The sequence below is a fragment of the Lactonifactor longoviformis genome (genome assembly GCF_042848515.1).
GTDB classification, from domain to species: domain Bacteria; phylum Bacillota; class Clostridia; order Lachnospirales; family Lachnospiraceae; genus Lactonifactor; species Lactonifactor longoviformis.
In genome coordinates, this window is the sequence record NZ_AP031453.1 from 1173054 (window position 1) to 1185422 (window position 12369).

13 protein-coding genes are annotated in these 12369 nt (G+C 47.6%); 6 read left to right on the top strand and 7 right to left on the bottom strand.

What is annotated here, in order from left to right:
• The first annotated feature begins 2 nt into the window (after window positions 1–2).
• Together addA and ACGHCT_RS05360 are read left to right on the top strand one after the other, a co-directional pair.
• On the top strand, window positions 3–3647 hold the full coding sequence (gene addA / locus ACGHCT_RS05355; protein ID WP_390438783.1) for a helicase-exonuclease AddAB subunit AddA: 3645 nt from the start codon (window positions 3–5) through the stop codon (window positions 3645–3647).
• 123 nt (window positions 3648–3770) lie between these two features.
• A complete protein-coding gene (locus tag ACGHCT_RS05360; RefSeq protein ID WP_072849291.1) occupies window positions 3771–5171 on the top strand; it encodes a sodium:alanine symporter family protein in 1401 nt (466 codons plus the stop codon).
• On the opposite strand, the gene ACGHCT_RS05365 is transcribed toward ACGHCT_RS05360, so the two are convergent.
• The 7 genes from ACGHCT_RS05365 to ACGHCT_RS05395 are packed head-to-tail and all read right to left on the bottom strand — an operon-like array spanning window position 5168 to window position 10111.
• Window positions 5168–6220, bottom strand: a complete 1053-nt coding sequence (locus ACGHCT_RS05365; RefSeq protein ID WP_390438786.1) for a type IV pilus twitching motility protein PilT — start codon at window positions 6218–6220, stop codon at window positions 5168–5170. The two genes, ACGHCT_RS05360 and ACGHCT_RS05365, sit on opposite strands and share 4 nt — an antisense overlap.
• Before the next feature lie 22 nt (window positions 6221–6242).
• Window positions 6243–6740, bottom strand: a complete 498-nt coding sequence (locus ACGHCT_RS05370; RefSeq protein ID WP_390438787.1) for a hypothetical protein — start codon at window positions 6738–6740, stop codon at window positions 6243–6245.
• A 27-nt stretch (window positions 6741–6767) separates the two neighbouring features.
• Window positions 6768–7205: a hypothetical protein gene (locus ACGHCT_RS05375; protein ID WP_390438789.1), complete on the bottom strand. Its 438-nt coding sequence runs from the start codon at window positions 7203–7205 to the stop codon at window positions 6768–6770.
• Between the two features lie 21 nt (window positions 7206–7226).
• Window positions 7227–7712 carry a DUF4860 domain-containing protein gene (locus ACGHCT_RS05380; protein WP_072849285.1) on the bottom strand — a complete coding sequence of 162 codons (486 nt, stop codon included), beginning with the start codon at window positions 7710–7712 and terminating at the stop codon, window positions 7227–7229.
• Window positions 7713–7723: 11 nt separating this feature from the next.
• Window positions 7724–8050: a hypothetical protein gene (locus ACGHCT_RS05385; protein WP_072849284.1), complete on the bottom strand. Its 327-nt coding sequence runs from the start codon at window positions 8048–8050 to the stop codon at window positions 7724–7726.
• A 41-nt stretch (window positions 8051–8091) separates the two neighbouring features.
• Window positions 8092–9144 carry a type II secretion system F family protein gene (locus tag ACGHCT_RS05390; RefSeq protein WP_390438792.1) on the bottom strand — a complete coding sequence of 351 codons (1053 nt, stop codon included), beginning with the start codon at window positions 9142–9144 and terminating at the stop codon, window positions 8092–8094.
• A 31-nt stretch (window positions 9145–9175) separates the two neighbouring features.
• A complete protein-coding gene (locus ACGHCT_RS05395) occupies window positions 9176–10111 on the bottom strand; it encodes a transglutaminase family protein (protein ID WP_390438795.1) in 936 nt (311 codons plus the stop codon).
• Between the two features lie 190 nt (window positions 10112–10301).
• Here ACGHCT_RS05395 and ACGHCT_RS05400 point away from each other — a divergent pair, with 190 nt between their 5' ends.
• From ACGHCT_RS05400 to ACGHCT_RS05415, 4 genes are read left to right on the top strand one after another with little or no spacing between them, the layout of a single operon-like run.
• Entirely contained in the window at window positions 10302–10622 is a 321-nt protein-coding gene (locus ACGHCT_RS05400; RefSeq protein WP_072849281.1) for a PadR family transcriptional regulator, read from the top strand.
• Window positions 10622–11350 carry a DUF1700 domain-containing protein gene (locus ACGHCT_RS05405; RefSeq protein ID WP_072849280.1) on the top strand — a complete coding sequence of 243 codons (729 nt, stop codon included), beginning with the start codon at window positions 10622–10624 and terminating at the stop codon, window positions 11348–11350. The genes ACGHCT_RS05400 and ACGHCT_RS05405 overlap by 1 nt, the downstream gene beginning before the upstream one ends.
• The gene (locus ACGHCT_RS05410) at window positions 11347–12150 is read left to right on the top strand and encodes a DUF4097 family beta strand repeat-containing protein (protein WP_390438798.1); all 804 of its coding nucleotides are present in this window, start codon (window positions 11347–11349) and stop codon (window positions 12148–12150) included. The genes ACGHCT_RS05405 and ACGHCT_RS05410 overlap by 4 nt, the downstream gene beginning before the upstream one ends.
• Before the next feature lie 32 nt (window positions 12151–12182).
• Window positions 12183–12365 carry a PspC domain-containing protein gene (locus ACGHCT_RS05415; RefSeq protein ID WP_072849278.1) on the top strand — a complete coding sequence of 61 codons (183 nt, stop codon included), beginning with the start codon at window positions 12183–12185 and terminating at the stop codon, window positions 12363–12365.
• The last annotated feature ends 4 nt before the right edge of the window (window positions 12366–12369 follow it).

Consider the following 12369-nt stretch of genomic DNA (forward strand, 5'->3'; position numbering starts at 1 on the left):
GTATGGGAGTTCAGTGGACAAAAGAGCAGCGGCAGGTAATAGAACTGCGGAACCGGAATATTCTGGTAAGTGCAGCGGCCGGCTCAGGAAAAACAGCCGTACTGGTAGAGCGGATTATTTCTATGATTACGGATCCTCTGCATCCTATAGATATCGACCGGCTGCTGATTGTAACATTCACAAAGGCAGCTGCCCAGGAGATGAGAGAAAGAATCGGAGCGGCAATTGAGGGATGCCTGGAGAAGTCCCCCGGGAATGAACACCTTCAGAGGCAGACATCCCTGATACACAGTGCCCAGATAATGACAATAGACAGTTTCTGTTCCTATGTAGTACGCAATTATTTTCATCTGACGGATCTGGATCCTGGATACCGTATGGGAGAAGAAGGTGAGATGAAGCTTTTAAAAGCTGATGTTGCCGCAGAAGTTCTGGAAGAGGCTTACGCCGGGAAACAGGAGGAATTTTTAGAGTTTATAGAGTCTTATTCCACAGGGAAAACGGATGAAGGCATTGAGGAAATGATACGAAAGCTTTATGAGTTTTCTATGAGCTATCCATGGCCGGGAGAGTGGCTTGAGGCTTGCCGGCAGGCATACCGGGCGGAGAATATTGAGGAACTGGAAAGCTCTTCTTTTATGGAGATTCTGGCCTGTGATACCAGACATACGCTGGAGGAGGCAAGGGAGATCCTCTGCCAGGCAGTCCGGATTGCCGGGGGGGCGGAAGGTCCCTATATGTATCTGGATGCGCTGGAATCGGATCTCAGACAGGTAGAGGCTTTGCTGGCTGCACAGACTTACCGGAAGCGGTGGGAGGGATTCAGCAGCCTGAACTTTCAGCGCCTTTCCTCCAAAAAGGATAAAACCGTATCCGACAATTTCAGAGCGCTGGTAAAAGAGCTGAGGAATCAGGCAAAGGAGAGTGTAAAAGAACTTGGGGAGCAGTACTACTTTTCTGAACCGGAAGAGGTAATGCAGAATATCCGTCAGGCTGCTGTGCCGGTACAGGTACTCATAGATCTTACACTTAGGTTTCAGTCCGTATTTGCTGCAAAAAAGAGGGAAAAGAACATTCTGGATTTTTCAGATCTGGAACATTTTGCCCTTGAGATTCTTGTGGAACACCGGGCGGAGGGGGATGTGCCAAGTGCCGCGGCCAGGGAACTGGCAGACCGGTATGAGGAGATTCTGATAGACGAATACCAGGACAGCAATTTTGTTCAGGAAAAGCTTCTGACCAGTGTGTCCAGGCTGGCCCAGGGAAGATATAATCTTTTTATGGTCGGGGATGTTAAGCAGAGTATCTACCGCTTCCGCCTGGCGCGGCCTGAATTGTTTATGGAAAAGTTCCACAAATATACACTGGGGGAGAGTGAATGCCAGAGGATTGACCTGCACAAGAATTTCAGAAGCAGAAAGGAAGTGCTTTCAGGTGTTAACTTTATCTTCCGCCAGATTATGGGCGAAGAACTGGGAGGAGTGGAATACGACGATGAAGCGGCCTTGTATCCCGGTGCGGTCTTTCCGGAAAAAGCGGATGGGGAGGAGTTTCTCGCCACAGAGGTTCTGCTGGTAGAAAAGGATGAGAAAGAGTGGAGAGAGATGGAGTCTGAGGAGAGCGACAGAGAGCTGGAAGCCAGAGCTGTGGCCTCCAGGATTCTTGAAATTGTGGGCAGGGAACAGGTCCTGGACAAAAAAACAGGGACCTACCGGCCGGCCAGGTACAGAGACTGTGTCATTCTCCTGAGAACGATATCCGGGTGGGCGGATGTATTCGGAAGAATTCTGAACGGAAAAGGGATCCCTGTGAATGTCACCTCCAGGACCGGCTATTTTTCAGCACTGGAAGTTGTTACTGTGTTAAACTATCTGCATATCTGCGACAATCCCAGGCAGGATATCCCGCTGGCAGGGGTACTGACATCTCCTTTGGGCGGGTTCTCCTCAGAGGAAATGGCAGCTGTGAAAGGGGCATGCAGGGAATTGTCTCTGTATGACAGCCTAGCTGCCTGGGAAGAGGAGACTGTGGGAAAGTTAGAAAGGGGAGAAGAATTGACGGGGCTGGAAGAAAAGATACATCATTTTTTCAGCCTTTATGAGCGCCTTCGGAAAAAAGTGCCTTATACGCCCATTCATCAGCTGATTAAAGATATTCTGCGGGAGACTGGCTATATGGAGTATGCCAGAGCTCTGCCGGACGGAGAGATTCGGGGGGCAAATCTGCAGATGCTTATGGAAAAGGCCATGGATTTTGAGAAGACCAGTTACCGGGGGCTATTTAATTTTATCCGGTACATTGAGTACCTGCAGAAATACTCAGTGGATTTCGGGGAGGCTGCTGTCAGCTCGGAGAATGAAGATACGGTACGCATTATGAGCATTCATAAAAGCAAGGGACTGGAATTCCCGATTGTTTTTGTGGGGGGGATGGGAAAACGGTTTAACCAGCAGGATGCCAGAAGCAAGCTTGTTCTGCATCCGGATCTGGGAATCGGTGCTGACTGTATGGACCACCGTCTGCGTACCAAGTGTCCCACACTGAATAAAAAGGTCATTCAGCGCCAGACTGTTCTGGAGAACCTGGGAGAAGAGCTGAGGGTGCTGTATGTAGCGCTGACACGGGCCAAAGAAAAATTGATTCTTACAGGCACGATAGACCATCTGGAGAAAAAGACGGCATCCTGGCAGATGCTCAGGGGCCGGAAGGAGGAGCTTCTGCCCTATGGAGTCCTGTCAAAAGCAGGATGTTACTGGGACTGGATCCTTCCCGCACTGTTCAGACACAAGGGAAGGGAAGAAGAATCTCTGTTTCGGATAACGCGTATCTCTCCCCTTACGCTTGTGGAGGAGGAAGCGGTGGAACAGGGGATGCGAAAGGTTCAAAGAGAGCGTTTTCTGCACTGGGATACAAAGACTGTGTATGACAGAGAGGCAGCCAAAGACATAGAGGAAAGGTTTGCCTTTACGTATCCCTATGAGCATCTGCGGGACGTTCCCGTTAAAGTGACTGTATCGGAAGTGAAGAGCGGGCGTCTTGGAAGGGAAGACTCTTTTGAGCTGCTGGAGGAGTCCCCTGTCATTCCCTATGTTCCTGATTTTATGAAAGAAGAGAAGGGAGAGCTCTCCGGTGCGGCGAGAGGTACGGCCTATCACCGGCTTCTGGAGCGTCTGGATTTTGAAAAAACAGAAAGTCCGGAGGCAGTGGAAGCCCAGATAGTGGCTCTTACCAGTCAGGGGAAACTGACGGTGGAGATGGCCAGATGCATCAGTGTAAAGCAGATATGGGAGTTTTGCTGTTCTTCTCTGGGGAAACGAATGAAGGCGGCGGCAAGAGCAGGGGAACTTTTCCGGGAACAACAGTTTATGATGGGCGTACCTGCGGTTAGCCTGAACGCGCGCTGGGACGCTGACGAGACGGTAGTAGTTCAGGGTATCATAGACGGATTTTTCCGGGAAGGGGACGGCATTGTGCTGGTAGATTATAAGACAGACTGGGTCCCTGACAGGGAGGAAGACTTTCTCAAAGAAAAATATGGGGCGCAGCTGGATGTGTATGCAGAGGCATTGGAACGGCTTACTGACGGGAAAATGAAAGAAAAAATCATCTATTCTTTTTATCTGGGAAAAGGAATACTGGTAAAATAATAAAAAATATGTTAAAATATTATAAATTATATCTGAAGTAAAGCGTCAAGGGGGACGACATCTGTTTTGGTGTCCGTCCCCTTTTGCCTGTATTGCACAGATATAGAAAAAGGAGGGAATAGGATGAGTTTTTCAGATGTGTTGTCTAAGGTAAATGATTTTGTATGGGGGCCTGTTATGCTGGTCCTTTTGGTGGGGACCGGACTGTTTCTTACCATACGCCTGAAGTTTTTGCCCTGGAGGAATCTGGGGTTCGCTTTGCGATCCGTTTTCTCAAAGGCTGACAGAAGCAAGGGGGAGAGCGAGGGCGATATTACTCCCTTTCAGTCCCTGATGACGGCTCTGGCGGCAACCATTGGTACTGGCAATATTGTGGGAGTTGCCACTGCTATGGTTCTCGGCGGTCCCGGTGCTATTGTGTGGATGTGGATCAGTGCCTTGTTTGGCCTGTCGACGAAATATGCGGAGAGTGTTCTGGCAGTGAAATACAGAGAGGTGAATGACGCCGGGGAGATGGCAGGCGGACCTATGTACGCTATGAAAAATGGATTTAAGAGGAAATGGATTGGCACTCCTCTGGCAACTCTTTTTGCAGTATTTGCAGTTCTTGCATCTTTTGGAATTGGCAATATGACACAGGCCAACTCTATTGCGGGAGCCCTGCAAAATACCTTCGGTGTTCCTAAGATGATAACAGGGGCCATAATCACAGTGCTGGCCATTACCATTCTGCTTGGGGGCATCAAAAGCATAGGAAGGGTTTGTGAAAAGATTGTACCTTTTATGGCCATTCTATATTTTGTGTCCGGAATTGTTGTAATTATCATAAACATAAAAAATCTGCCCTCCGGAGCAGCAGAGATTTTCTCCATGGCATTTTCTGTCAAAGCCGTAGCAGGAGGCGTGGGGGGAAGTGTCGTGGCAAGTATGCTTCAGGCAATGAGATGGGGCGTTGCCAGAGGGGTATTCTCCAACGAAGCCGGCCTTGGATCTGCGCCAATCGCGGCTGCCGCTGCCAAAACCGATCACCCCTCCCGCCAGGGATATATCAATATGACGGGTACATTTTTTGATACCCTGGTGGTCTGTTCTGTAACCGGTCTGGTAATTGCCTCTTCCGGAGTACTGGGACAGGTAAATGAGGCTACCGGAGAACTTCTCACCGGTGCGGATCTCACCATCGCTGCCTTTCGCACGGCTCTTGGCAGTGCCGGAGGCTGGCTGGTTTCCATCGGTATTATGCTGTTTGCGTTCTCTACGATTCTGGGCTGGGAATATTATGGGGAAAAGTCACTGGAATTTCTTGTCCGCTCCACAAAGGCCAATAAGGTATACCGCCTGTTTTTCTCTCTCATTGCCTTTGTGGGGGCGACGACTACACTTCAGATTGTCTGGGATTTTTCAGACACAATGAATGGACTCATGGCAATCCCCAATCTGATCTGTCTTCTGGTACTCAGCAATGTTGTAGCAAAAGAATGCTTTGAATTTCAGATAAATGAAGTGAAAAAGGACAGATTCTAAAGCTTCCGTTTCAGCATCTCCGCATTTGAGGCATGACTGAGGGCGGTGTCTTTAGAGATTACTCCATCTTTGTACAGCCTCAGCAGATTTGCATCTGTGGAGATCATATCCTCTGTGGTGGAGGAATAGATCAGTCCTTCAATCTGTGGCACCTTGTTATCCCGTATCATATTGCGGATGGCAGGTGTCACTTTCATTATCTCAAATACAGGTACCAGTCTGCCGTCTGTGGCAGGCACCAGCTGCTGGGTCACTACTGCCTGCAGGCACATAGAAAGCTGTACGGCAATCTGCCGTTGCTGGTTGGAGGGAAACACATCGATAATTCTGTCAATCGTATTGGCAGCGCCGATGGTATGCAGCGTTGAAATGATAAGATGACCTGTTTCCGCAGCAGTCATGGCCACGTTGATGGTCTCATAATCTCTCATTTCCCCCAGCAGAATCACATCAGGACTCTGGCGCAGGGTGGCCCGGAGGGCAGTGACATAGCTTTCCGTATCTGTATTAATCTCTCTTTGGCTTACAATGCTTTTTTTATGGCTGTGGAGAAATTCCAGAGGGTCCTCAAGGGTCATAATATGACGTGCCAATGAATTGTTAATCGCGTCAACAATACAGGCCAGAGTTGTTGACTTGCCGCTTCCGGCAGGGCCTGTAATGAGCACAAGGCCTTTGGAGAGCTGGCCCAGACGTATAATATTGGCAGGGATCCCCAGATCCGTGGGGTTTGGAAGCTGGAAGGTAATAATCCTTACAACAGCAGCCAGAGATCCTCTCTGTTTATACGTGCTCACACGGAAACGTGACATTCCTTTGATAGAAAAGGAAAAATCATCATCCCCGGTTTCCATAAAAGGGCGGATCTCACGGTTATCTGCTAATTTATAGATACTTCTGATAATTTCCTCGGTATCCGGTGGGAGCAGCCGCTGCTCCTCGTGTACCAGGACTCCGTTGATTCTGTAAGAGAGGGGCAGGCCGGCGATAATGAAGATATCCGAAGCTCCTTTTTGTGTAGCGTTTCCTAATAATTCCAATACATCCATAGAGTTATCCTTTCTGATTCAATTATACCCCGTCCGGATCCAGAAGATTCAGGGAATCGTCAGGTTTCCAGTCTTTCACAGAAACTTCCTTCCAGCTGATAATTCTGCAGAGGGGATCCTGCAGCTGCCGGGGGAAGGTAACTTCCAGACGGCAATCCAAAATAAAATCCTCATTGACTGGGATCTGGTAGGAGATGACGGGGGCCTGGGAAGGCTCCGGAAGCTCTGCCCGGACTCCCTCTATATGCTGAAGTGCCTTATAGGCATCCTGGTAGTATTGGGCGGGAGCTTCGGCAGGAATCTCTGTAAGGGCTGTCTGTATCTCTGCCAGCAGCTCCTCCCCTTGATTGCAGGCAGTGTAATAGTCGGATGTTCTGCCCGCAATTTTTTCGGCATAAGTAAGGCTTGCCTTGGAGCTTGCCAGTGACAGCATGGCGAAGGTTACCAGACATAGTATTATAAAGATGACGAGTATGGAAGAGGTTCCCATAGTGACAACAGGTTGTTTCTTTTTCTCCATGACATGTCCTTTCTGCAGACTGTTTTGCTATCGGGCGAGAGACAGATAACGGTTGACATCCAGCTCATAGATAGAATCCCTGTCCTGGATATCTGTAACCGCTATATGGGAATACAGCATCTGCGGCTGAAAAGACAGATCCGCCCGGAGCAGGTATTTGGCATCTTCCTTATTGCAGAAGTTCCATTCACTATCATAGTAGAGCCGGAAGCCATCAGTGTCAATAACGGCGTCGGGCAGAGATTCGCTGACTGCAGAGGAACTGCAGTCGGTGGAGCGGATCACCTCCGCAGCACTCTGGGCCTGGCTGACTGCCTGGTTCAGATCTGCTGCCTCTCTGGTGAGAAGATGGGACTTCACAAACAGCTGAACACAGACTGCGCTGGCCAGCGAGAAGAATAAAATTGCGATCATGAGTTCCATAAGGAACAAACTGGAACGTTTTGCCGGATTATGAGTTTTCATCTGATTACTCCTCTGCTATTTTCAGGAACTATGAGTTCCTATGAGAAGGGAGCTTTCGCTGCCGCCCGTATCTTCCACAGTAAAGCGGTACAGATTCTGTCCCAACTCTTCTATTGTAAAATCATTCACGGTAAGAATCTCCTGGCCGCTGCCGTCGGGGACAATGGCTCCCTCTTTTGTGTATAACTCCTTGAGCTGTTTTCCCTCGTAGAGATAAATGTAAGTAATATACGCAGTATCTTCAATCTCCTGACGGATAACCAGGGCCTGATGGCCCTGAAAACTGCCTACGTCCACATTCCCGCCTGCATCATTCTGTCTGATTTTTTCCGACAGATACGTAAGGGCAGTACTTCGGGTGTGATACGTATTCGATTCTGATACTGCGGACTGATAGACATCTGCCCCCATAATAACTACCATCAGGGCGGAGGCTGCAAATACACAGAAGAGAGCCAGTGTAAATACAAAATCTACCACATGGTTTCTTGAAGTTCTAATGTTCATACTGTGCCTCCTCATTCTTGTCTGGAAATAACTGTAATATCAGGCAGAATATTGGCTCCGGTTACCTGATAGTCCACATAGAACCGGCTGCTGTCATAGGTAATCCCATAATGTTCTTTCAAGTATTCCAGGCTTTCCGGGTATGAGCCTTCTGCTGCATAGCAGCGCACGACTGCCTGAGACAGGGCTGTTTTCAGACTTTTTTCCTGCTCTTTAAGGGAAATCCTTGAGATGGAAGTAACTCCTGTATAGAATAAGAGCAGAATTCCCGCAAAAATAAGAACGGAAAGCCACAGGTTTCTGGTATTAGGTTGCTTTTTATGCTGAAATCGGGCCATATGCCTTACCTCCTAGTTGATGAAATGCGGTTCCCGCAGGATTATAGACTGGACATAATACCCATAAGCGGCAGAATTACGGACAGCAGAATCATACCTACAATAATAGAAAGGACAGCTACAAGAGTAGGCTCCAGTACCGAGATCATCCGGTTTATATGGGAGTCTACTTCCTCCTCGTACAGGGAGGCTATTTTTTCCATAACCGTTTCCAGGGCACCTGTTTTAAATCCCACGGAGATCATCCGGGAATACAGTCCGGTAAAGAGATGAGAATCTGACAGAGCCTGGGAAACATCCACGCCGGTATCCATTAATTCCATACAGTTTTTTATTTTGTCCGTTACTTTGGGGTTATCTGCAAGGGCAGAAGCCAGCTCCATGCTCTGGTGTGTGTCCAGCCCGCTGCTGAGTGTAAGGGCCATCCCACCTGCAAACCGTCCGGAGGCCATCTTTTCCCAGAGCTCTCTGGTGAGCGGAAATGCGCTGAGAAAGGCAGTCAGCCTTTTTTTACCGGATTTCCCCTTTGCAAAGTAAAGATATATCAGGAAGAGGACAAAAAGAATTCCGATAAATACATAGGAATACCTTCCAAGAACCTTTCCCAGATTCATAAGACCTCTGGAGAATCCTGTCATTTCCTGTCCAAGCTGAAGAAAAACCTGGTTAAAGATAGGCAGTACCTTAACGATTAATACAATGATAATAATCAACATCATACCAATCATAATAAAAGGGTAGGTAACAGCACTTTTTATAGATTGGGCCACAGATTCCTCCCTCTCATAATAGCGGCTCAGGGAGTCCATGACCTCGTCCAGACGACCGGACTGTTCTCCCAGTTCTGCCATGTGAAGCATATGAGACGGAAATGCTCCCGTCTCCTCCAGGGCCTCCCGAAAATTTCCTGTGGTCTGCAGGGTATCACAGATGATCCGGAGGATCTCCTTCTCCTGACTGCTGCCGGCATCCTCCAGCATAATGGTAATCCCCTCAACAGAAGAAATACCGGCTTTTAAAATCATAGCCATCTGACTGCAGAAGGAAGCCAGCTCTGTATTCGTCAATGGCTTGATACGGGTATCCTGTGCCATATAATCTCCTTTCAAAATCTTCAGTTAACAGTTAATAAGAATATTGGAGTGTATAATTACTACCGTCCCCAATATACTTTTTCAAATCTTTTGCGCCGTTGCTGGCTGCAAGCGTAGGATCCATGAGTTCCCAAGAATTACCGTCAAAATAAATAATAGAATCCACCCACCCGATTTCGTCCAGATACGTACTGATCCAGGCATGTTTCAGTTCCTGGGTGTAACCGATCTCCAGCTTCGTGGGAATCCCCTGGGAGCGGAACATGGTAGTCATAAGGGAAGCATAGTCAAAGCAGATCCCTTTTTGGGTCTCCAGTGTTTCATCCACATCTGGAAGATATCCGCTTTTTACATTATCTGCTTTTTCTTTATCATACTTGATATCTCCGATTACAAAATCATAGATCTTTTCTACCACTTCCAAATCCGAATAACAATTCTCCGCCAGGGAGGCAGCTTTGGCCACCGCCAGGGAATCGGCAGTGAAGCTTACATACTGATTGGGATATAAAAAAGGGGAGAATTCATCGGTTAGCGAAACCTCCAGAGGCTGAGAGAATGCAGTGGCATATTGGTCATCTGCCACATGCTCCATAATGTCCAATTGATATACGCCGTCTCCGCCAGGCAGGGGAAAGACATCATAATCTCCGTTCAGTGACAATGTATACTTATATACTGTCTGATCCGGCAGGGTGAGAAGAACCTTTACTAATTCACAGGTACCGGTATACTTCACCATTACATATCCGTCAGAGGTATGGGATGCATCAATTACAACAGAATCATCTCCGTAGGTCACAGTTCCATCGGCGACAGGGGTCAGTATCTGAGGGGTGTTATCCCTGGGCGGACCTTCTGGCTGAGACTCTTTTTGCTTCTCTTTATGACTGCAGCCAACAAAAAGGCAGAGGGCAAGTAAAAGAATGGTTATTCTGTATTTGCCGCGGTGCTTGCATCTGTCCATGAATCAGCCTCCTACCTGTTTGTTTTAAATATCCTATTTGAACCATTTTAACACAGATAAAAAATAAAAAAAATACTTTGTAAATACTATTGACAAAACCATATTATATAGCGTATAGTATTAAATATAAAATAATATTACAAAAAAAATAATAATATATTTTTTATAATGAGTGGAAAGGAGTGGTTTTATGGTATTTAATACAGGTGCCGCCTTGCTGGATGCAATTGTGCTGGCCGTTGTATCCAGAGAGACAGACGGTACATACGGATATAAAATCACCCAGGATGTACGCCAGGTTCTGGAAGTATCAGAGTCAACGCTCTATCCTGTATTGCGCAGACTTCAAAAGGATGCATGTCTGGAAGTCTATGATATGGAATACGGAGGAAGAAACCGGAGATATTATCAGGTAACAGAAAAAGGAATCGCACAGCTGGATCTTTACAGGAAAGAGTGGAAAAATTATTCCGGCAAAATTACGCAGATGTTCGAGGGAGGGAGAGTATAATGAACAGAATTGAATTTATGAAGCAGCTTGAGCGGCTGCTCTGGGATATTCCGGAACAGGAATGCCGGGATGCCATAGATTTCTACAACGCTTATTTTGATGACGCCGGCCCTGAGAACGAGGCGCAGGTAATCAGCGAGCTGGGAAGCCCGGGAAAGGTAGCCGCAATTATTAAAGCGGATCTGAAGGGGAATTCCCAGACAGAGACGTACGGAGAATATACAGAAACAGGATACCAGGATCACCGCTTTACCGGGGGCACCCAGGTACCCGACAGGACGAATGTTATCCGTGAGAGGGAGGACAGCAGCCGAAGAAGCCGCGGGTATCAGGGAAGACAGACAAGGAGCGGAGGGAATCTGGCTCTGGTGATCATTATTCTGGTTTTTACAAGTCCTGTATGGTTAGGTCTGGCCGGAGGAATTCTTGGAATTGTGTTCGGTTTGGTGTTTGGAATCCTTGGAGTAGTTCTGGGAATCGGAGCCGGCTCCCTGGGTCTTCTGGCCGGAGGGGGAGCGGTAATTGTTACCGGGATTATAAAGATAGCGTCTAATCCCGCGGTTGGGCTTGCCTCCTCCGGAGCCGGATTCCTTATGGTGGCAATAGGTATAATGCTTCTGGTGGCTTTTCTCTGGGTGGTGGCAAAACTTTTGCCTATGGCCCTTCGGGCTGTGGTTGGATTGTGCCAGAGGATTTTTCACCGGGGCAGAGGAGGTGACAAGAGATGAAAAAGTTTACTAAGATAAGCCTCATAGCCAGCGGGGTTCTCGCTGTGGTGGGGATTGCCTTCCTGATTTCTGGTTTTGTCATGGGGGTTAGCTGGCAGGAAGTAGAGGATACTTTTGAATTTCATACTGCTGCCAGATGGTTTGAGGAGCACGGAGACATAACAGAGGGCAGTGAGACATCTCATAGTTTTTCGGCCGGGGAGATTAAAAAACTGGAGATTGAGTTTAACAAAGGAGACCTGTATCTGTCAGAGACTGACGGTGATGAGATTCGTGTGAGCACCTTTAATAGAAAAGATAAGGTAAACCAGGAAAACGGGACCCTTAAGATTGAGAGCAGAGGCCGGGTCAGCAATGATAATACCATTGAGATAGAGATTCCCAGAGGGATGAGTTTTGATGAGGTAGAGCTTAAGATAGATGCAGGCAGCGGTCAGGTAGATAATCTGAAGACGAAGGAACTGGAAGCTGAGGTAAATGCCGGTGATCTCACTCTTTATGAAGACATTGCAGCGGCAAAAGTCAAGTTGGATGTGAATGCCGGAAGCTTAGACACAGAGCTGCTGGATGCCAAAGAAGTAGAGATAAAATGTGATGCGGGTTCTGTGAGCACCACACTCTCCGGAAAACAGAATGACTATCAGATTGAAATGAAAGGAGACCTGGCATCGGTAAGTCTGGATGGTTTTGAATATTCCGGACTTTCAACCAAAAAGCAGTGGGGAGACTCCAATGCATCCAGGAAACTTGAGGCTAAATGCAATGCCGGGAGTCTGGACATAGAATTTGAACTTGATTAAGAAAATGAATCAATAGAAAGGGGCAATTTAGTATGAGTGAAAAAAGATTATACCGTTCATCGGCTAACTATATGCTTTGCGGGGTATGCGGGGGCATCGCAGAATATTTTAACATTGATCCCACACTGGTACGTCTGGCATGGGTGATACTCAGCTGCTTTGGAGGAAGCGGGATTGTAGCTTATATCGTAGCAGCTATTATAATTCCCAAGTAAGAGA

Bases quoted from the DNA above. Each gene is read 5' to 3' on its own strand.
- addA (WP_390438783.1), top strand. From the start codon at position 3: ATGGGAGTTCAGTGGACAAAAGAGCAGCGGCAGGTAATAGAACTGCGG.
- ACGHCT_RS05360 (WP_072849291.1), top strand. From the start codon at position 3,771: ATGAGTTTTTCAGATGTGTTGTCTAAGGTAAATGATTTTGTATGGGGG.
- ACGHCT_RS05365 (WP_390438786.1), bottom strand. From the start codon at position 6,220: ATGGATGTATTGGAATTATTAGGAAACGCTACACAAAAAGGAGCTTCG.
- ACGHCT_RS05370 (WP_390438787.1), bottom strand. From the start codon at position 6,740: ATGGAGAAAAAGAAACAACCTGTTGTCACTATGGGAACCTCTTCCATA.
- ACGHCT_RS05375 (WP_390438789.1), bottom strand. From the start codon at position 7,205: ATGAAAACTCATAATCCGGCAAAACGTTCCAGTTTGTTCCTTATGGAA.
- ACGHCT_RS05380 (WP_072849285.1), bottom strand. From the start codon at position 7,712: ATGAACATTAGAACTTCAAGAAACCATGTGGTAGATTTTGTATTTACA.
- ACGHCT_RS05385 (WP_072849284.1), bottom strand. From the start codon at position 8,050: ATGGCCCGATTTCAGCATAAAAAGCAACCTAATACCAGAAACCTGTGG.
- ACGHCT_RS05390 (WP_390438792.1), bottom strand. From the start codon at position 9,144: ATGGCACAGGATACCCGTATCAAGCCATTGACGAATACAGAGCTGGCT.
- ACGHCT_RS05395 (WP_390438795.1), bottom strand. From the start codon at position 10,111: ATGGACAGATGCAAGCACCGCGGCAAATACAGAATAACCATTCTTTTA.
- ACGHCT_RS05400 (WP_072849281.1), top strand. From the start codon at position 10,302: ATGGTATTTAATACAGGTGCCGCCTTGCTGGATGCAATTGTGCTGGCC.
- ACGHCT_RS05405 (WP_072849280.1), top strand. From the start codon at position 10,622: ATGAACAGAATTGAATTTATGAAGCAGCTTGAGCGGCTGCTCTGGGAT.
- ACGHCT_RS05410 (WP_390438798.1), top strand. From the start codon at position 11,347: ATGAAAAAGTTTACTAAGATAAGCCTCATAGCCAGCGGGGTTCTCGCT.
- ACGHCT_RS05415 (WP_072849278.1), top strand. From the start codon at position 12,183: ATGAGTGAAAAAAGATTATACCGTTCATCGGCTAACTATATGCTTTGC.